This window comes from Noviherbaspirillum sp., assembly GCF_036846085.1.
Classification (GTDB): domain Bacteria; phylum Pseudomonadota; class Gammaproteobacteria; order Burkholderiales; family Burkholderiaceae_D; genus Noviherbaspirillum.
This window is the reverse complement of the sequence record NZ_DAIUCO010000086.1, coordinates 1-18,586: the sequence shown is the minus strand read 5'-3', so window position 1 is coordinate 18,586 and position 18,586 is coordinate 1. Positions and strand designations below refer to the sequence as shown.

18 protein-coding genes are annotated in these 18,586 nt (G+C 59.9%); 5 read left to right on the top strand and 13 right to left on the bottom strand.

Annotation, left to right across the window (positions count from 1 at the left end; translation table 11 throughout):
* Positions 1–314: 314 nt before the first annotated feature.
* The 6 genes from V7080_RS11975 to rpsP form a co-directional block, all read right to left on the bottom strand.
* On the bottom strand, positions 315–1,271 hold the full coding sequence (locus V7080_RS11975) for a CobD/CbiB family protein (RefSeq protein ID WP_334188624.1): 957 nt from the start codon (positions 1,269–1,271) through the stop codon (positions 315–317).
* A 108-nt stretch (positions 1,272–1,379) separates the two neighbouring features.
* Positions 1,380–2,090, bottom strand: coding sequence for a CoA pyrophosphatase (locus tag V7080_RS11970; protein ID WP_334188623.1), 711 nt, complete (start codon positions 2,088–2,090; stop codon positions 1,380–1,382).
* A 75-nt stretch (positions 2,091–2,165) separates the two neighbouring features.
* A complete protein-coding gene (rplS, locus tag V7080_RS11965; protein ID WP_334188622.1) occupies positions 2,166–2,552 on the bottom strand; it encodes a 50S ribosomal protein L19 in 387 nt (128 codons plus the stop codon).
* A gap of 100 nt (positions 2,553–2,652) precedes the next feature.
* Positions 2,653–3,402, bottom strand: coding sequence for a tRNA (guanosine(37)-N1)-methyltransferase TrmD (gene trmD, locus V7080_RS11960; protein WP_334188621.1), 750 nt, complete (start codon positions 3,400–3,402; stop codon positions 2,653–2,655).
* A 29-nt stretch (positions 3,403–3,431) separates the two neighbouring features.
* Positions 3,432–3,980 carry a ribosome maturation factor RimM gene (gene rimM / locus V7080_RS11955; RefSeq protein ID WP_334188620.1) on the bottom strand — a complete coding sequence of 183 codons (549 nt, stop codon included), beginning with the start codon at positions 3,978–3,980 and terminating at the stop codon, positions 3,432–3,434.
* Positions 3,981–4,007: 27 nt separating this feature from the next.
* Positions 4,008–4,262: a 30S ribosomal protein S16 gene (gene rpsP, locus V7080_RS11950; RefSeq protein ID WP_334188619.1), complete on the bottom strand. Its 255-nt coding sequence runs from the start codon at positions 4,260–4,262 to the stop codon at positions 4,008–4,010.
* Between the two features lie 203 nt (positions 4,263–4,465).
* Here rpsP and V7080_RS11945 point away from each other — a divergent pair, with 203 nt between their 5' ends.
* From V7080_RS11945 to V7080_RS11935, 3 genes are all read left to right on the top strand, one after another.
* The gene (locus V7080_RS11945) at positions 4,466–4,816 is read left to right on the top strand and encodes a TM2 domain-containing protein (protein WP_334188618.1); all 351 of its coding nucleotides are present in this window, start codon (positions 4,466–4,468) and stop codon (positions 4,814–4,816) included.
* 214 nt (positions 4,817–5,030) lie between these two features.
* Entirely contained in the window at positions 5,031–6,503 is a 1,473-nt protein-coding gene (locus V7080_RS11940; RefSeq protein WP_442947219.1) for an ammonium transporter, read from the top strand.
* Positions 6,500–6,901, top strand: coding sequence for a hypothetical protein (locus tag V7080_RS11935; RefSeq protein WP_334188617.1), 402 nt, complete (start codon positions 6,500–6,502; stop codon positions 6,899–6,901). The genes V7080_RS11940 and V7080_RS11935 overlap by 4 nt, the downstream gene beginning before the upstream one ends.
* Positions 6,902–6,970: 69 nt before the next feature.
* On the opposite strand, the gene V7080_RS11930 is transcribed toward V7080_RS11935, so the two are convergent.
* The 7 genes from V7080_RS11930 to ugpQ form a co-directional block, all read right to left on the bottom strand.
* Entirely contained in the window at positions 6,971–8,761 is a 1,791-nt protein-coding gene (locus V7080_RS11930; protein ID WP_334188616.1) for an acyl-CoA dehydrogenase, read from the bottom strand.
* Positions 8,762–8,852: 91 nt separating this feature from the next.
* Entirely contained in the window at positions 8,853–9,782 is a 930-nt protein-coding gene (locus V7080_RS11925; protein WP_334188615.1) for an electron transfer flavoprotein subunit alpha/FixB family protein, read from the bottom strand.
* Between the two features lie 60 nt (positions 9,783–9,842).
* The gene (locus tag V7080_RS11920) at positions 9,843–10,592 is read right to left on the bottom strand and encodes an electron transfer flavoprotein subunit beta/FixA family protein (RefSeq protein WP_334188614.1); all 750 of its coding nucleotides are present in this window, start codon (positions 10,590–10,592) and stop codon (positions 9,843–9,845) included.
* A gap of 257 nt (positions 10,593–10,849) precedes the next feature.
* On the bottom strand, positions 10,850–11,077 hold the full coding sequence (locus V7080_RS11915; protein WP_326857152.1) for a sulfurtransferase TusA family protein: 228 nt from the start codon (positions 11,075–11,077) through the stop codon (positions 10,850–10,852).
* A gap of 93 nt (positions 11,078–11,170) precedes the next feature.
* Positions 11,171–11,689: an NUDIX domain-containing protein gene (locus V7080_RS11910; RefSeq protein WP_334188613.1), complete on the bottom strand. Its 519-nt coding sequence runs from the start codon at positions 11,687–11,689 to the stop codon at positions 11,171–11,173.
* Positions 11,690–11,723: 34 nt separating this feature from the next.
* Positions 11,724–14,351, bottom strand: a complete 2,628-nt coding sequence (alaS, locus tag V7080_RS11905) for an alanine--tRNA ligase (protein ID WP_334188612.1) — start codon at positions 14,349–14,351, stop codon at positions 11,724–11,726.
* Positions 14,352–14,532: 181 nt separating this feature from the next.
* Complete coding sequence (gene ugpQ / locus V7080_RS11900) at positions 14,533–15,294, bottom strand: glycerophosphodiester phosphodiesterase (RefSeq protein WP_334188611.1); 762 nt, start codon at positions 15,292–15,294, stop codon at positions 14,533–14,535.
* A gap of 152 nt (positions 15,295–15,446) precedes the next feature.
* On the opposite strand from ugpQ, the gene V7080_RS11895 reads away from it, so the two are divergent.
* Both V7080_RS11895 and V7080_RS11890 read left to right on the top strand, forming a co-directional pair.
* On the top strand, positions 15,447–16,685 hold the full coding sequence (locus V7080_RS11895) for a CaiB/BaiF CoA transferase family protein (RefSeq protein WP_334188610.1): 1,239 nt from the start codon (positions 15,447–15,449) through the stop codon (positions 16,683–16,685).
* A 103-nt stretch (positions 16,686–16,788) separates the two neighbouring features.
* A complete protein-coding gene (locus V7080_RS11890; RefSeq protein WP_334188609.1) occupies positions 16,789–18,387 on the top strand; it encodes a gamma-glutamyltransferase family protein in 1,599 nt (532 codons plus the stop codon).
* Positions 18,388–18,586: the final 199 nt, after the last annotated feature.

Below are 18,586 nucleotides of genomic sequence, written 5' to 3'. Positions count from 1 at the left end.
CTCGCGGGCGGGGACTTGCGGTTTGTGGGGGTTCTCGGCCATGGATGTGGCTTGATTCGTAATAGCGTTTTGGCTTGTGAAGTGCGCGACGCCACCAGATAAGGCGCGCTTTTGGAACGCCCGGATATCATATCTTATATAAGACTTGATGTGAAATAATCTCTCACAATGCGAAAAGATGTGTGCACTAAATGGCTAAAAATCGATACCCGCATTCACCAACGGGAATTCAGATTGAGCGATTTCGCAAGGCTGGAAACGCGAACGGCATGCACCTCGGACAAGAGATGCATGCCCTGGCACAGAAAACCACATCAGTTCAGCCAGACAGCCAACGAGATCAGCAGCAACAGCAGCATCCACAGCAGCAGCGAACGCCATACCAGTCCAACCGTGCTCTGCAGTGCACGGGCCGTTGCTTCTTCGCCGGGAGGGGTATCCGCCGCCAGGCTATGGAATTCTATGGTCGTCGCATCGACCGGCACGATATCCGCCGCGTTCTCAACCGATGAGCCAAGTCTGAGGCCCATCGCCCCGCCGCCTGCGGCGAGTATGATTCCGATTGCCTCGTCCTTCCAGCGTCCGGCGAAGTTACGCCAGGCGTAGATCGCATCCTCGAAATTGCCGACGACGGCGAAGGCGACCGCAGTCAGGCGAGCCGGAACCCAGTCGATCCAGTAGAACGCTCTGGCGGCAAACAGTCCAAATGATTCGTTGCGCATGTGGTCCGGCTCGTTCCATGCACGCGCCAGATGTTCAGCCACGCGATACATCACGGCACAGGCAGGGCCGAAAGGCATCAAGAACCAGAAAAAGACACCGAACACGTTGCGGTGCGTGGTGATCAGTGCCTGTTCGACGGCCACACGGGCAACCTCGCCGACCTCCATCCCGGCGGTATCCTGCTTGGTCCATTCCGCCAGGAGACTGCGTGCGGTAGCTTCGTCGCCGCCGTTGAGCGCAATCTGGATGGATGTGAAGTAATGGCTGTAGCGGCGAAAGCCGAGTGTGAAATAGACGATCACGATGTTCCAGGCCAGCACGGCGATCGGGCTGATCTTGGTGCAAAGCCAGTACACCAGCGCGGCCGGCACAACCAGCAACAGCATCGTCAGTAGCCAGGCCATGCGCCCGTGACTTTCCTGGCCGGCGTTGAATGATCCTTCCATACGATCCGCCAGCATCTGCACCATGGCGTACACGTAGTTGTCCGCGCGGAGAGGCCGGAGCTGTTCAATCAGGAGTGCGCAAAGAATGGAAAGAAAAGTCATCAAACTGCCTTGGCAATTACGTAACCCGTACGATAACCCAGTGCAAGAAGGGAATCAAATCAGCGATGACGAGGAGCGCCTGAGAACTGGGCGCATGTGTCTTGATGATCAAGCTCGAAGAAAGTGAAACAGATTACGAAGCATGCCTGCGGTGGCACCCCAGATGAAAAAACGGCCATAGGGCATTGAGTAGAATGTGCGGCACCCTGCCCCATCGGGCAGTTCGATGATGCGCCGCTGATGATTCTGCCCGTTCATCAGGAAGGCCAGTGGCACTTCGAAGATTTCAGCCACTTCGAATGTATCGGCCTGCAATTCAAATGGCGGCTGCACCAGCGCCACGACGGGCGTGATGCGAAAGCCGGTGCCGGTGAAGTAATCAGGCAGGGTACCCACTACCTCGATGTGCCGGCGATGCAGACCGACCTCTTCCTCAGTTTCTCGCAGCGCCGTATCCGTGGCGGAACTGTCGGTCCGATCGACCCGCCCTCCTGGAAGACTCACCTGGCCGGCATGGTCGTGCAGATGGGCTGTTCGCTGCGTCAGCAGCATGGTAGGCCCGTCTTCACGTATCACGATCGGCAGCAGGACTGCCGCGGGAACAGGCGATGCATCGGACTTGCGGAGCCAGTGTTCGTCAGTGCTCTCCGGTGTCCAGCCGGGTGGAGTTGCAAAACGGCTGCGCAACCAATCGGCAGACAGTCGTTCGTCCGGCAACGCCGGTTCCCCCGCAACGGATGCAACAGGAAGTGATTCCGGGTCAAAAATCAGTTTGGACAAGCGTTTTCCTATGGAGGTTATCCACGCATGTGCGTGCATGCATGGACGTCAACTGTTTCGAATGAATGCAAAAAGGGCACCATCGGTGCCCTTTTCGTGACGCTATGCCGTGGTTTACTCGGCAGCTTGCGCAGTTGCGGCGCGACGGTTCGGCAACTTCTCTTTGATACGCGCCGATTTACCGGAACGCTCACGCAGATAATACAGCTTGGCGCGACGCACATCGCCACGACGCTTGACTTCGATCGAGGCGATCAGCGGGGAATACAGCTGGAAGGTACGCTCAACACCTTCGCCCGACGAAATTTTGCGAACGATGAAGTTCGAGTTCAAGCCACGGTTGCGGCGGGAAATCACGACACCTTCGTAAGCCTGTGCACGCTTGCGCGTACCTTCGACGACGTTGACGTTGACGACGACCGTGTCCCCTGGTGCGAAGTCGGGAATATTCTTGCCGAGACGGGCAATTTCTTCCTGCTCTAGTTGTTGGATCAGATCCATTTTCAGCTCCTGAAACCATCGTACCGGCGCATGTTAAATTTATTGCCCGACAGAGGATGGGGTTACAAATACAGGCGAAACATCCTGCTTCGCCCGCGCTTTACTGCAAACTGCTCAAAAATCTTTCATCTGCCCGCGACAGCAATCCTGCGGTGCGTGCCTGGATGATCAGATCGGGGCGCTTGCGCCAAGTTGCCTCAAGGGCTCGCTCGCGCCGCCACTTTTCGATCTCCACATGATGCCCGCTCATCAATACCGCAGGGACCGTGACATTCTCGTAAATCTCCGGCCGTGTGTAATGCGGGCAGTCCAGCAAACCATTGACGAAGCTGTCCTGCACGGCGGATGCGTCGTCGTGCAATACACCGGGCAATTGCCGGATTACCGCATCCATCAATGCCATCGCCGGCAGTTCGCCACCGGAGAGGACGAAATCGCCGAGGCTGATTTCTTCATCGATGCAACGATCCAGCAAACGCTGATCCACTGCCTCATAACGACCGCAGAGCAATACCAATCCCGGCTCCGCCGTCATTGCCATTACCCGATCATGAGTCAACGGCCGGCCCTGCGGCGACAGATAGACGACCCGGGGCGCAGGCAAGCCTTGCTTCGACTGGCGCGCTTTCGCCGCATTGATTGCGGATTCGAGCGGCTTCGCCAGCATGACCATTCCTGGCCCACCCCCATAAGGACGGTCATCAATGGTCCGGTAATTGTCGGTTGTAAAATCCCTCGGATTCCACAGCGCCAGTTCACATTTCTTTTGTTCGAATGCGCGTCGGGTGATCCCCGACTGCGTGATGGCGACGAACATTTCCGGAAAGAGCGTCACGACATCGAATTGCATTGCGCCGTCCTTTTCCGAATGCCGGAGGCTTAATAATCCAGCCCCCAGTCCACCGTAATTCTTTTTTCCGCCTGGTCGACGGTTTTGACGAACTGATCAACAAAGGGAATCAACCACTCTTTTGGCTTTTCCCCTTCAACGGCAGGCGCGGTGACCCGCAGTATGGGATGCGCGCCGTTGTCCATCAGATCACTGACTTCGCCCATCGATTCGCCATCGAGGTTTTGTACTTTCAGGCCAATCAGGTCGATCCAGTAAAACTCGTCGCTTTCCAGCGCCGGGAAGTGGCTGCGTCGAACCTGGACTGTGGCGCCTTTCAGCGCTTCGGCGGCATTGCGGTCCGCTACACCCATCAGCCTTGCGACAACATCTTCTCCATGCATCTTTGCCTGCATCATGTCGACGTCGCGCAGATCAGGCTTGTCCAGCCACCATGTCGTCGCATGCAACATTGCGTCAGCATCTGAAGAGTAGGGCCGGATACGGACCCATCCATGTATGCCATAGGCGCCGGTCACATGCCCGACCAGTACAAGGTCATCGGGGATGTCGACCCCGGAAGCGGTCTTGCGCGACAACGTCGAAACAGGCTGAAGGAAGCGTTATTACGCAGCAGCCTTTTTGCCGGACTGGTTCACGAGGCGTTCCACTGTCGGGGAAAGCTGCGCGCCCACGCCCTGCCAGTGCGCCAGGCGGTCCTGAGCGATGCGGAAGCTTTCGTCCTTGCCGGAAGCAACCGGGTTATAGAAACCGAGTCGCTCGATGAAGCGGCCGTCGCGGCGGTTGCGCGAGTCGGTTGCAACGATGTTGAAGAAAGGGCGCTTCTTGGCGCCGGCACGGGATAAACGGATAACGACCATAATGTTTCCAAAAAGTGTTCGAACACGGAAAAGCCGGCAATTATAGCTGGTTACGACGCCCCCAGCAACCTCGAACCGGGTTGGCGACAAAGAAGGGATGGATCGCAGAACGCCATGCGACTTGGCCATTTGCATTTCGTTGCCTAGTTGCCAGCCCTCGTGCACACTAGCCAGCCTACAAGGAAAGCAAACCTCTTTTAAACATGAATACATCGCACAAGAACAAAACCCTTGCCACCTTGCTGGCATTCCTTTTCGGCGGACTGGGCTTTCATCGTTTTTATCTGTACGGCAAAAAGGACATGTGGGCTTGGGTGCACCTGGTGTTGTTTCCGGTGTCCGTTTTTGCCGGCTTCATCGAAGCCCTCGTTATCGGCCTGACGCCGGACGAAAAATGGGATGCGCAACACAACCTCCATTCAGGCAGGCAGTCTGCCTCCCGCTGGCCTCTCGCGGTGCTTCTGGTGCTGACGACCGCGGTCGGTGCAACTGTCTTCATCGCCACGCTTGCTCGCACATTCGACCTCCTTTATACCGGCGGCTCGTTCGGCTGATCATCAAGTAGCGGTTGCCTTCTTTCCGGCACCGCACCCACGCACAAATTTCTCCTTTGCAACACCAGATTGGTGCAATTGCAATCTAAAAACGACCATTCGGCGATTTTCTTCCAGGTTTTAGCCTATTGCTGCATGGCACAAAAAGTGCATTGATGAAACATATGCGCGATCGCGCCTATTTCATCAATCGCCAATGGGAGTTTTCATGAAGATGCGTGCCGCCTCTGCGTTACTCACATTTACCGGCCTGCTGTTTTGCCTGACGATTACGCTCGCCCGGGCGGAGCAGCCCGGGTCGCCACAGCATCCTTCGGGTCTGGTCGAGGTCATGGTGCCGTCAAATGAGACTGCCGCAGGCTTCGGACCGGGCAGCACTGCGCCGGCAGCGCTAAAAGCCGAGAGCAGCGTCGCTTCGTTACCCGTGGACGCCCCTGCTCCTGCCCTTACCAAGCCGACCCTGGTCGACGCCTCTACCATCAGTGCCGGCGATACGGCATGGATGCTGACGTCGACTGCATTGGTAATGATGATGACCATTCCCGGTCTGGCGCTTTTCTATGCCGGCATGGTGCGCAAGAAAAACGTGCTGACGACCGCGGCGCATAGTTTTGCGGCAGCCTGCGTCGTGACCGCGCTATGGGTCCTGATCGGGTACAGCCTTGCGTTTTCGCCGGGAAGTGCGTTTCTTGGCGGCGGCGACCGGATGATGTTGCAGGGTCTGGCATTCATGAAGGAAGCCGGCAAGCTGACCGTGCACAATATCGCGCCGACGGTTCCGGAAAGTGTGTTCATGCTGTTTCAGCTCACATTCGCCATCATCACACCAGCCTTGATTACCGGCGCATTCGCAGAGCGCATGAAATTTTCGGCACTGATTCTTTTCGTATCGCTCTGGTCGCTCGTCGTTTATGCGCCGGTCGCGCATTGGGTATGGGACCCATCCGGCTGGCTGGCGGCGATGGGGGTACTCGATTTCGCCGGCGGTACCGTGGTTCATATCAATGCCGGAATTTCGGGCCTGGTCGCCGCAATCATCATCGGGCCGCGCGTTGGCTTCGGCAAGGAACCGATGCCGCCTCATAACCTCGTATTGACGGTGATCGGAGCGTCGCTTCTCTGGGTGGGCTGGTTTGGTTTCAACGCCGGTTCCGCCGGCGCCGCGGATGGACGAGCAGGCATGGCGATGCTGGTGACACAGGTGGCTGCCGCAGTGGGTGCGCTTGCGTGGATGGGCGCTGAATGGGCACGCCGCGGAAAGCCATCGGTATTGGGTCTTGTGTCCGGTGCGGTCTCCGGCCTGGTGGCGATCACGCCGGCCTCGGGATTTGTGGGAGTCAACGGCGCATTCTGCATCGGAGCGGTTGCCGGCGCGGCGTGCTACTGGGGAGCAACCTCGTTGAAATCACGGCTTGGATACGACGATTCACTCGATGTCTTCGGGGTGCATGCAATAGGCGGCATTGTCGGCGCACTGCTGACCGGCATTTTCGCGGTCAAAGGCATCGGTGGCGCTGAAGGAGACCTTTTAAAGCAGGCAATTGGCGTCGTCGCAACGACGATCTACGCCGGCGTCATGACAGGGCTCATACTCGCTGTCGTCGATCTGATGGTCGGTGTGCGCGTCACCGCCGAGTCAGAACGGGAAGGATTGGATATCGAACAGCATGGGGAGCATGTGTTATGACAGCGCACCAGCAAACGACCGTGGCGGCCCTGGAGAACCAGGCATTTGCATTGATGGGACGCTTGCATGTCATCCTGCGCCGGCAAAGCGGACGGATCACGGATATCGAGTACATGCGGACGGATCCGGCGTATTGCCGGCATGTATTGCAAGTGGCATTGCAATTGGCATTGCAAACGCCGGCGGAAGACGTGCACGTGATCTGCGAGAAGCTGCAAGAAATCTATTTCGGCAATGACGGTTTGTTTGTCCGCAGTCCGCCCAAGGTACCGCTGATGACGCGCTTCGGCAACCCGGCGGTGCCGCCGCTCGGAACGCCTCAGGCACAGGGCGAAAAGTCGGCATTACACTCGCCGGACGAACATGTCGACCGAACCTACATCGGGCGCCTGCGTTAGATCGGCTCGATACGGTGCAATGAATGAAAAAGGGCAGCCGGAACTGCCTTTACCTATCGCAACCGGCTCTTAAAACTGTTCTTCCGTCAGTGCCAGCACGCCGCTGCTGCCTTCCACGATCGCTGCCCGGTAACCCGAGGCCTGGGACAGGATGTGTTCGGCAAAAAAGCGTGCGGTTGTGATTTTCGCTTGATAGAACCCGGCATCGCCCTCGCCTGCCTTCAGCTTGCGTTCCGCAATCAGGGCCGCGCGGGCCATCTGCCAGCCGCCCAGTACGATGCCCGCAAGCTTCAGGTACGGCACGCTGCCTGCAAACACGCCCTTGATATCCGACTTCACATTGGTGGCAACGTAGGTGACAACATCCTCCAGCGCCCTGGACCCGGCAGCCAGCTGGTTACGGATCGCAGCCAGGTCGCCGGCGCCATAGGAAGCCAGTTCTTCCTCGGTCTGCCGGACTTGCGCGAGGATGCCTTTCGCCGTTGCGCCGCCGTCGCGTACCGTCTTGCGGCCGACGAGGTCATTCGCCTGGATGGCGGTCGTGCCCTCATAGATTGTCAGGATGCGGGCATCGCGGTAATACTGCGCGGCGCCGGTCTCTTCGATGAAGCCCATGCCGCCGTGCACCTGCACACCGGTGGACGTGACGTCGATCGACATCTCGGTGGACCAGCCCTTGACGATGGGCACCATGAATTCGTAGAACGCCTGGTTCGTTTTGCGCGTCGCTTCGTCCGGATGATGATGCGCAGCGTCGAAGGCAGCTGCAGTGACGTATGACAATGCACGTGAAGCTTCCGTCTGTGCCCGCATCGACATCAGCATGCGGCGCACATCCGGTTGATGGATGATGGTGACCGGGCCGGGGGAACCGGTCAGATCCCGCGATTGCACCCGTTCCTTTGCGTACTGCACCGCCTTTTGATAAGCGCGCTCGGCAACGCCGACGCCCTGCATGCCGACCGCGAAACGGGCGGCGTTCATCATGATGAACATGTATTCCAGGCCGCGGTTTTCCTCGCCGACCAGCGTGCCGATCGCCCCGCCGTGGTCGCCGAATTGCAGGACAGCCGTCGGGCTCGCCTTGATGCCGAGCTTGTGTTCGATCGATACGCAGTGCGCATCGTTACGCGCGCCGAGCGAGCCATCGGCATTGACCAGGAACTTCGGCACGATGAAGAGCGAAATACCCTTCACGCCTTCCGGCGCATTCGGAGTCCGCGCAAGCACCAGGTGGACGATGTTTTCCGCCATGTCGTGCTCACCATAGGTGATATAAATCTTGGTACCAAAGATCTTGTAGGTGCCGTCTCCCTGCGGCACCGCACGGGTACGCACAAGCGACAGATCGGAGCCGGCCTGTGGCTCGGTCAGGTTCATCGTGCCAGTCCATTTGCCGGAGATCAGATTGGCCAGGTAAGTCTGCTTCTGCGCGTCGGTGCCTGCGGTCATCAGCGCTTCGATGGCGCCATCGGTGAGCAACGGGCAAAGTGCGAACGACAGGTTTGCTGAATTGAGCATTTCGATGCAGGGGGTCGCCACCAGCTTGGGCAAGCCTTGTCCGCCGAATTCGACCGGATGCTGGACACCCTGCCATCCCGCCTCGCCGAATGCCTTGAACGCCTCCTTGAAGCCCTTGCTGGTCGTGACATTGCCGTCATGCCAGAAGCTGGGTTCCTTGTCGCCCGAAAAGTTAAGCGGCGCAACCACTTCGGCGCAGAACTTCGCGTTTTCCTCCAGGACCGCCTCCACCGTTTCCGGGCTGGCGTCTTCACAGCCGGGCAAGGCATTCACTTTGGACAGTCCGGCCAGTTCGTTCATGACGAACAGCATATCTTTCAACGGGGCGACGTAGCTCATTCAAGGCTCCAGAAAAGAGGCAGGACCACGAATGGTCCCGCCTTCCCTACAACGATTTATCTTGATTTATTACTGATGATTGCCGGCCGGGTCAACCCAGTTCGGTAACCAGTTGCGGCACCAGCTCGAACAGGTCGCCGACAATGCCGTAATCCGCCACCGAAAAGATTGGCGCTTCCGGATCCTTGTTGATGGCCACGATGGTCTTCGAATCCTTCATGCCGGCGAGGTGCTGGATCGCACCGGAGATACCTACGGCGATGTACAGCTGGGGCGCGACGACCTTGCCGGTCTGGCCGACCTGCCAGTCGTTCGGGACATAGCCGGCATCGACCGCGGCGCGCGATGCGCCCATGGCGGCGCCAAGCCTGTCGGCGAGCGGTTCGAGGATCTTGAATGCATCGCCGGAGCCCATTCCGCGTCCACCGGACACGATGATTTTGGCGGCGGTGAGTTCCGGCCGGTCGGACTTGGCGATCTCGCGGGAGACGAACGCGGATTTGCCGGAATCGCCGACTGGCGTTACCGTCTCGACCGCGGCCGATCCGCCGGTCGGTGCGGCGTCGAAACCGGTGGTCCGGACGGTGATGACCTTGACCGGGTCGGCCGATTGCACAGTGGCGATCGCATTGCCGGCGTAGATTGGACGCTCGAAGGTATCGGGCGAAACAACCTTGGTGATCTCGGAGATTTGGCCGACATCCAGCTTGGCGGCAACACGCGGAAGCGCGTTCTTTCCAAAGGCGGTCGCGGGCGCGAGGATGTGTGAATAGCTGCCGGCAAGGGCCAGCACCTGCTCGGCGACGTTCTCCGCCAGGCCGTCGGCAAACTGCGCAGCGTCAACGACCAGAACCTTGGCCACGCCCGCGACGCGGGAAGCGGCTTCCGCGGCGCCGCCGCAATTCTGGCCGGTCACCAGGATATGGACATCGCCGCCGCATTGGGTTGCGGCCGTGACGGTATTCAGTGTGCTTCCCTTGAGCGAAGCGTTGTCGTGTTCTGCAATTACAAGTGCGGTCATGATTTTTCCTGTAGGTTGATGAGCCCGCGCGGCAAAGCCGTCGCGCCGCTCAAAAAATGCTTAGATGACTTTCGCTTCGTTCTTGAGCTTGTTGACCAGCGTCGCAACGTCCGGCACGGTGATACCTGCGGAACGCTTTGGCGGCTCGGAAACCTTGAGGGTCTTCAGGCGCGGGGCGACATCGACGCCCAGATCGGCGGGTTTGACCACGTCCAGCGTCTTCTTTTTCGCCTTCATGATGTTCGGCAGGGTTACGTAACGCGGCTCGTTCAGGCGCAGGTCGGTAGTGACGATCGCCGGCAACTGCAATGCCAGGGTCTCCAGGCCGCCGTCAACTTCGCGCGTGACTGTCGCCTTGCCATCTTCGATGACGACCTTCGAAGCGAAGGTCGCTTGCGGCCAGCCCAGCAACGCCGCCAGCATCTGGCCGGTCTGGTTGCAATCGTCGTCGATGGCCTGCTTGCCGAGGATAATCAGTTGCGGCTGTTCCTTGTCAGCCAGCGCTTTCAACAGCTTTGCTACCGCCAAAGGCTGCAGTTCGGCGTCGGTCTCGACCAGGATGCCGCGGTCGGCGCCGATCGCCATCGCGGTACGCAGGGTTTCCTGGCACTGTGTCACGCCGCAGGAAACGGCAACGACTTCAGTCACTTTGCCGCCTTCCTTGAGGCGGGTTGCTTCTTCCACCGCGATTTCGTCGAATGGATTCATTGACATCTTTACATTGGCGATGTCAACGCCCGATCCGTCGGATTTGACGCGAACCTTAACGTTGTAGTCCACCACGCGTTTGACAGGAACCAAGACTTTCATAGCTATGCCTTTGGAAAAAGATTGACGTAAACGTAAATAAGACAGGGATTATATGAGAGATTCTGCAAGCATGCCAAAATTTAGCACGATCGTTCTTTTTGACGTTTGAGAGTATGCACTAAATTGATGTAAAAAGCGAAAAATCAATTGGAGAAAAGGATCTAAATTCAATGCCTTGCCGAGCATGCGGCTTTTATTTCATGGCGCATTGCACTAGCACAAAACATGACGCTGGCGGGGTAGAAAAGCCGGCGACTTTACTTGCGTTTCATGAAGAAAATGAATTCGCGCTCGTCGGCACTGTGGGAAAGCAATTCGTTGCCGGTTTGCTTGGAGAACGCCTGGAAGTCACGCACCGACCCTTTGTCGGTTGCCACCACGCGCAGTATTTGGCCGCTTGTCATTTCTGCAAGCGCCTTCTTGGCCTTCAGAATCGGCAGCGGACAATGCAGGCCGCGTGCGTCGAGCTCTTTATCAAATTCCATATTGGTGTTCCCGAAAAGAAGCAACGCTAGTGGAGCGAGCGATTCTACCCCAAAGCGGAACGCATTGGTGCGTCGCAACAAGGAGACCGGAATTCAGGAGGCGGGCCAGTCGAGAAACTCCACCGGCAAGCCCCGGGCACGCATCCAGTCCGCCATCGCATAACCGGTTCCGGCCCGCCATGGCCGCAGCTTTTCCGGCGCGACCAGCCGGAAATCGACCAGTTCTTCCGACAACCGGATCTCGCCGGAGGCTTTTACATGGTAGGCAACGATCAGCTCGTTCTTGCGGATGAATTCATAGACGCCGATGAGGTTGACCTCATCGGCGTCGAGATTGGTCTCTTCCTTGAGCTCGCGTGCGATGCCCTGCTCCGGCGTCTCGCCGCGTTCCATGAATCCGGTAATGAGCGCGAACACCTTCTCCGGCCAGGCCGCGTTGCGCGCCAGCAGGATGCGGCCCTCGACTTCCACCAGCGCCGCCAGAACCGGCAGCGGATTGTCCCAATGCGTCCAGTGACCATCCGGACAGGCGAGGCGGGTCTTGCCGCCTTCGCCCGCATCGGCCCTCTCGACGAGAGGGGCGGCGCACATCGGGCAATATCGATAATCCATACAGGAGCTCCCGCTCAGGTCATTCAGGTCAGAATCATGCGCGCTCGCGCACCCACCCGGCCACGCCGCCGAGCGCCTTCGGCAGTCCGCTCGGATCGGTGCCGCCGGCTTGCGCCATGTCGGGCCTGCCGCCGCCCTTGCCGCCTACCTGCTGGGCAACGAAGTTGACCAGTTCGCCGGCCTTCACTTTCGATGTCGCATCAGCGGTGACACCGGCGATCAGGCTGACCTTGCCGTCATTGACGGCCGCCAGCACGATCGCCGCGGTTTTCAGCTTGTCGCGCAGCTTGTCCATGGTGGAGCGCAGCGTCGCGACGTCGGCGCCGTTCAGCGTCGCGGCCAGCACCTTGATGCCGTTGACGTCGACCGCTTCGGCCAGGAGTTCGTCGCCCTGGGCGGACGCCAGCTTGCCCTTGGCCGCGGCAAGCTCCTTTTCCAGCGCCCTGACCTGGTCCAGCATGCTGCCGATACGGGCGGAAATTTCCGATGGCGACGCCTTCAGCGTACCTGCCACCTGGTTGACGGTCGATTCCAGCGATTGAAGATAGGCCAGCGCATTGTCGCCGGTCACCGCTTCGATACGGCGTACGCCGGCAGCCACGCCGCCCTCGGCGACGACCTTGAACAAACCGATGTCGCCGGTACGCTGCACGTGCGTGCCGCCGCAGAGTTCGCGGCTGCTGCCGATGTCCAGCACCCGCACTTCGTCGCCGTATTTTTCGCCGAACAGCATCATCGCGCCCGATTTCTGCGCTTCATCGATCGCCATCACGCGGGCCTGCGTCGCATGGTTGGCAAGGATTTCGGCATTGACGATGGCTTCCACCTTGCGGATCTGCTCGTCGGTGAGCGGACCGTTATGCGCGAAGTCGAAACGCGTGCGATCGGCATTGACCAGCGAGCCCTTCTGCTGCACGTGCGAACCGAGCACTTCGCGCAGCGCCTTGTGCATCAGGTGGGTAGCGCTGTGATTGCGTACTGTCCTGGCACGCTTTTCCGCATCGACGTTGGCGTTCATCACATCGCCGACCTTGATCGAACCTTCGACCACTCGCCCATGATGGCCGAATACGTCTGCCTGGATCTTCAGCGTGTCCTCGACCAGGAAGCGGGTAGCGGCATTGCGCAGTTCGCCGGTATCGCCGACCTGGCCGCCGCTCTCGGCGTAGAACGGTGTATGGTCGAGCACCACGACCGCGTCGTCGCCGGAATTGGCCTGTTCCACCGCCGTGCCGTCGACATAGATCGCGGTCACGCGGGCGGTGTCGTGAATCAGCTTTTCATAGCCGTGGAAAGTCGTGGCGCTGCCGCTGTATTCCAGTCCTTGCGCCATCTTGAACTTGCCGGCCTCGCGCGCACGCTGGCGTTGTTCGCCGAGCAGCACGTTGAAGCGCGCCTCGTCCACCGTGACGCCGCGCTCGCGGCAGACATCGGCGGTCAGGTCGACCGGGAAGCCATAGGTATCGTGCAGTTTGAAGGCGGTGTCGCCATCGATCTGTTTCGCACCGGATGCGAGTGCCCGGTCGAGAATTTCCATGCCGTTGGCGATGGTGCGGAAGAATGCTTCTTCTTCCTGCTTCAGCACTTCGGTCGCACGCTTTTCGTTCTGTCGCAGTTCCGGATAGGCGTTGCCCATCTCGGCGACGAGCGCCGGTACCAGCGAATGGAAGAACGGCTTGCGCGCGCCGAGCTTGTAGCCGTGACGGATCGCGCGTCGGGCGATGCGGCGCAGCACGTAGCCACGGCCGGCATTGCTCGGAATGACGCCGTCCACCACGATGAACGTGCAGGCACGGATATGGTCGGCAATCACCTTCAGCGAAGGCGAATTCACGTCGTATCCGCTGGCGCCGACGGCGTCCACCGCCTTCCTCGCGGCGGCGAGCAGGTTTACGAACAGATCGATTTCGTAGTTTGAATTCACGCCTTGCATCACCTTGGTGATGCGTTCCAGGCCCATGCCGGTATCGACGCTCGGCTTGGGCAATTTGTGCATGACGCCCGCTTCGTCGCGGTTGAATTGCATGAAGACGTTGTTCCAGATTTCGACGTAGCGATCGCCGTCTTCATCGGGCGATCCGGGCGGGCCGCCGGGCACTTCGGGGCCGTGGTCGTAGAAAATTTCGGTGCAGGGACCGCAGGGGCCGGTGTCGCCCATCATCCAGAAGTTGTCGGACGCATAGCGTGCGCCCTTGTTGTCACCGATACGCACGATGCGTTCGGCCGGCACGCCGACGGTCTTGTTCCAGATCTCGTAGGCCTCGTCGTCTTCCGCATACACGGTGACCCACAGCTTTTCCTTCGGTAGCTTGAAGACGTCCGTCAGCAACTCCCATGCATATTGGATCGCGTCGTGCTTGAAGTAGTCGCCGAAGCTGAAGTTACCCAGCATCTCGAAAAAGGTGTGATGGCGGGCGGTGTACCCGACGTTCTCCAGGTCATTGTGCTTGCCGCCGGCGCGGATGCATTTCTGCGACGTGGTCGCACGGGTGTACGGCCGCTTGTCGAAGCCGAGGAAGACATCCTTGAACTGATTCATGCCGGCGTTGGTGAACAGCAGCGTGGGATCGTCGCCGGGAACGACCGGGCTGGACGCGACAATCGTGTGGCCCTTGGATTCGAAAAACTTCAGGAATTTATCGCGGATTTCAGACGAGTTCATGGTCGATGGTGGAATAGTGGCAAGCATGCAAACCGTTGATTATACGTGATAAGCCCTCTATGAAGCCTGCCCGGCGGAGGGGCGAATCGCGGCGGCGCGGGACGCAAAAGAGATTGCAATTTAGTCAACCAGGCACCGCCTTTCCATCCGGGGTATGCCGTTCCGTTGCGGCGGGTGATGGCTATCCTCCGCTGAATCCTGGTCCGATCAGGTCGATCCGGTCGGTGCAGAATGCATCCACGCCCCACGCCAATATGTCCTTTGCCCGTGCGGCGTCGTTGACCGTGTAGCAAAACAGGCCATAACCGGCGTCCTTGACGGCATGCGCCTGCATGGCCGTCAGATTCTTATGGTTGGTATGCAGGGCGCTCGCGTCGAGTGCCTGCAGGCGCGCCTGCCAGTCACCCGGGATGGTGTCCACCAGAAATCCGCGCGGGATACCCGGCGCTGCACGGTGCGCGGCGGCCAAGGCATCGAAGGAGAATGACGAAAACAGCGGCAAGTCGGCCAGGCCGGCACGCGCGTCCAGTTCGTCGCCGAACAGCCGCGCCGTGGTTTCCGCAACGACATGCCCGGTCTGTTCATCGGTGCCGGGAGACGGCTTGATCTCCACGTTCATCCAGATACGGTTTTGCTTGCAGAACCGGACCACCTCCTCGAACGTCGGCACCGGTTCGCCGGCAAACCGGCTGCCGAACCAGGCGCCTGCGTCCATTGCCGCAAGGTCTTTCGCCAGGGTCTCCGCCACCCTGCCCTTGCCCGGAACGGTCCGCCCGAATTGAGGATCATGCATCAGCACCGGAACGCCATCACCTGACAGCATGACGTCGAATTCAACGGCGCGAAATCCGTACTGCATGCCGCAACGCATTGCCGCGAGCGTGTTTTCCGGAGCCAGCGTGCCGCCGCCACGGTGCGCGATGATTTTTGGGTATGGCCACATGATGATCTGCCGCTGTTAACAAAGGGACATAGTCTAATCCCGAAGCGGCGATCGCGTGGACCGGGCCGACATCAAAGCGTTACCTGTTTGTCAGGGTTAAAATCGGCGTGGCATTCTCCCTGCCATCCCTTCACTACACCGGTAACCGAACCATGGCTGACTCGTCACTGAAAAAAGCATTGGGACACCTGCGTGTCCTCGACCTGACCCGCGTCCTCGCCGGACCGTGGTGCGCGCAAAACCTGGCCGACCTCGGCGCCGACGTGATCAAGATCGAGCGCCCCGGCGCCGGCGACGATACCCGCTCCTGGGGCCCGCCCTACTTGCGCGACGAACAGGGCAACGACACCACCGAAGCGGCGTACTATCTCGCCGCCAACCGCGGCAAGCGTTCCGTCACCGTCGACATTGCCAGCCCGGAAGGACAGGACATCGTGCGCCGGCTGGCGCGGCAGTCGGATGTCATCCTGGAAAACTACAAAGTCGGGCAATTGAAGAAGTACGGCCTGGACTATGAATCCCTGAAGAAAGAGAAGCCGGACCTGATTTACTGTTCAGTCACCGGTTTCGGCCAGGACGGTCCCTATGCGCAGCGCGCCGGCTACGATTTCATCATCCAGGGCATGGGCGGCTTCATGTCCATAACCGGCGAGCGCGATGATATGCCGGGCGGCGGACCGCAGAAAGCGGGCGTCGCCATTTCCGACCTGATGACCGGCATGTACGCCACCATCGCTGTGATGGCGGCATTGGCCCATCGCGACCGTACCGGCGAAGGGCAGTACATCGATATGGCGCTGCTCGACGTGCAGGTTGCCATGCTCGCCAACATGAATACCAACTATCTGGCGAGCGGCAATCCGCCGAAGCGCTGGGGCAATGCGCATCCCAATATCGTGCCCTATCAGACATTTCCGACGTCCGACGGCCACATCATCGTGGCGGTGGGCAACGACGGGCAGTACCGGAAATTCGTTGGCGCCGGCGGCAGGCCTGACTTGGCCGAGGATGAGCGGTTCGCAACCAATCCGATGCGGGTCCGCCATCGCGACGTGCTGGTACCCCTGCTGGCGGACATGGTGAAGACCAAAACCAAGCAGGAATGGATCGACCTGCTGGAATCGGCCGGCGTGCCCTGCGGTCCGATCAACAATCTGGACGAGGTATTCGTCAATCCCCAGGTAACGGCGCGCAACATGCAGGTGGACCTGCCGCATCCCACCGCCGGCAAGGTGAAACTGGTCGGCAGCCCGATGAAAATGTCGGTGACGCCGCCGTCCTATGACCTGCCGCCGCCGCTGCTGGGGCAGCATACCGAGGATGTACTGCGCGAAGTCCTCGGCATGGAGCAGGACGAAATCAGGAAGCTGCGCGGCAAGGGCGTCGTCTGATCCCGCAGGCTGCGTCACACGCACGGGGGGCGCCCAGGCGCCAACAGGCCTGTTGCTTGCTTTGATCCATCCATGTCGAACCAGCCCGAAAGGCAAACCGGCCATGCCTGATTTCAACTGGACCAATCCCTATCCCTCGATCCGCACGCCGCTGTTCGCGCGGAACATTGTCTCCACGTCCCAGCCGCTGGCGGCACAAGCCGGGCTTCGCATGCTGCTCAAAGGGGGCAACGCTGTCGACGCCGCCATTGCCGCCGCCGCGGCGCTGACGATCGTCGAGCCGGTGTCGTGCGGACTGGGCGGCGATGCCTTTGCCATCCTCTGGGATGGAGAACGATTGCATGGACTGAATGCGTCCGGTCCCGCGCCAGCCGCGTGGACGCCCGACTATTTCAATAACAAGCATGGCGGCAAGATACCGCATCGCGGCTGGGATGCGGTGACGGTGCCGGGCGTCATTGCCGGCTGGGTCGCGCTGTCGGACAAATTCGGCAAGCTGCCGTTCGCCGATCTGCTGGAACCGGCCATCGAACTAGCGGCGCGCGGACATATGGTCGCGCCCATCGTCCAGCACAAATGGGGTGCGGCGATCCCTCTATTAAAAAATCAGCCGGGCTTTGCCCAGGCCTTCATGCCCCATGAAAGAGCGCCGATGGTCGGCGAGCTGTTCCGGTTCGAGGATGCCGGGCGGACATTGACCCGGATTGCCGAAAGCCATGGCGATGATTTCTACCGTGGCGAACTGGCGGAAGCGGTCGTCAGGCATGCGAAGGAAAACGGCGCCGTGATGGCGCTGGATGACTTGTCGGGCTATGCACCGGAGTGGGTCGAACCGCTGCAGAAGGACTATGCCGGTTATACGCTGCATGAGATCCCTCCCAACGGACAGGGCATCGCCGCAATGATGGCGCTGGGTATCGTGGAGCAGCTTGACGTGGGCCGCTATCCGGTCGACTCGGCCGACAGCCTGCACCTGCAGATCGAGGCAATGAAACTGGCATTTGCCGATACCTATCAATGGGTCGCGGACAGCCGATATATGACGGGAGTGAACGCCGCCCAGTTGCTTGACGACGGTTACCTGGCCGACCGGGCGAAGCGGATCGACATACGCCGCGCCGGGGAATTTCAGCACGGCACGCCGCCGAAAGGCGGCACCGTCTACCTGACCGCCGCCGACGAGAGCGGCATGATGATCAGCTTTATCCAATCCAATTACATGGGATTCGGCTCCGGCGTAGTGGTGCCGGGAACCGGCATCAGCCTGCAGAACCGCGGCTACGGTTTTTCGCTCGATCCGTCGCATCCCAATTGCGTTGGGCCCGGCAAGCGGCCCTTCCACACCATCATCCCCGGCTTTCTTACGAAGGACGGCCAGCCGCAGATGAGCTTCGGCGTCATGGGCGGCAATATGCAGCCGCAGGGCCATCTGCAGGCAATCGTTCGTATGCTGTCCCATCACCAGCAGCCGCAGGCAGCCTGCGACGCCCCGCGCTGGAAGGTCAATGCAGGCATTTCCGTCGACATGGAGACCGGTATCCCGCCGGATGTGGTTGCCGACCTGCTCGCACGCGGCCACAAGATCGAACGCATTGCCGACAGTTACATGGATTTCGGCGCCGCCCAGTTCGCCTGGAAGTTGCAGGATGGCTATGTCGTCGCCAGCGACCCGCGGCGGGACGGGCAGGCCGTCGGTTTCTAATGTCGCGCCGGCGCACACCGCGTGCGCCGGATATCGCCTCCGTTCACGCCATACCGTGACGGTTCACGGCTCGATATCGTCGTTTCGTCGCAATCCGCTGTCACCGCCCCCTACGCGTGACGACAATGCTCCCATCAACTTACTTATCGGGAGCGGTTCATGGAATTTACGCCTGTCATCCTTGCGCATACCGCCGCGG

Coding starts and splice junctions, on each gene's coding strand:
- V7080_RS11930 (WP_334188616.1), bottom strand. CDS start 8,761: ATGAGCTACGTCGCCCCGTTGAAAGATATGCTGTTCGTCATGAACGAA.
- V7080_RS11890 (WP_334188609.1), top strand. CDS start 16,789: ATGCCTGATTTCAACTGGACCAATCCCTATCCCTCGATCCGCACGCCG.
- V7080_RS11945 (WP_334188618.1), top strand. CDS start 4,466: ATGAATACATCGCACAAGAACAAAACCCTTGCCACCTTGCTGGCATTC.
- V7080_RS11895 (WP_334188610.1), top strand. CDS start 15,447: ATGGCTGACTCGTCACTGAAAAAAGCATTGGGACACCTGCGTGTCCTC.
- V7080_RS11915 (WP_326857152.1), bottom strand. CDS start 11,077: ATGGAATTTGATAAAGAGCTCGACGCACGCGGCCTGCATTGTCCGCTG.
- V7080_RS11920 (WP_334188614.1), bottom strand. CDS start 10,592: ATGAAAGTCTTGGTTCCTGTCAAACGCGTGGTGGACTACAACGTTAAG.
- alaS (WP_334188612.1), bottom strand. CDS start 14,351: ATGAACTCGTCTGAAATCCGCGATAAATTCCTGAAGTTTTTCGAATCC.
- V7080_RS11975 (WP_334188624.1), bottom strand. CDS start 1,271: ATGACTTTTCTTTCCATTCTTTGCGCACTCCTGATTGAACAGCTCCGG.
- V7080_RS11970 (WP_334188623.1), bottom strand. CDS start 2,090: ATGCACGCACATGCGTGGATAACCTCCATAGGAAAACGCTTGTCCAAA.
- V7080_RS11925 (WP_334188615.1), bottom strand. CDS start 9,782: ATGACCGCACTTGTAATTGCAGAACACGACAACGCTTCGCTCAAGGGA.
- ugpQ (WP_334188611.1), bottom strand. CDS start 15,294: ATGTGGCCATACCCAAAAATCATCGCGCACCGTGGCGGCGGCACGCTG.
- V7080_RS11935 (WP_334188617.1), top strand. CDS start 6,500: ATGACAGCGCACCAGCAAACGACCGTGGCGGCCCTGGAGAACCAGGCA.
- trmD (WP_334188621.1), bottom strand. CDS start 3,402: ATGCAATTCGATGTCGTGACGCTCTTTCCGGAAATGTTCGTCGCCATC.
- V7080_RS11940 (WP_442947219.1), top strand. CDS start 5,031: ATGCGTGCCGCCTCTGCGTTACTCACATTTACCGGCCTGCTGTTTTGC.
- rpsP (WP_334188619.1), bottom strand. CDS start 4,262: ATGGTCGTTATCCGTTTATCCCGTGCCGGCGCCAAGAAGCGCCCTTTC.
- V7080_RS11910 (WP_334188613.1), bottom strand. CDS start 11,689: ATGGATTATCGATATTGCCCGATGTGCGCCGCCCCTCTCGTCGAGAGG.
- rplS (WP_334188622.1), bottom strand. CDS start 2,552: ATGGATCTGATCCAACAACTAGAGCAGGAAGAAATTGCCCGTCTCGGC.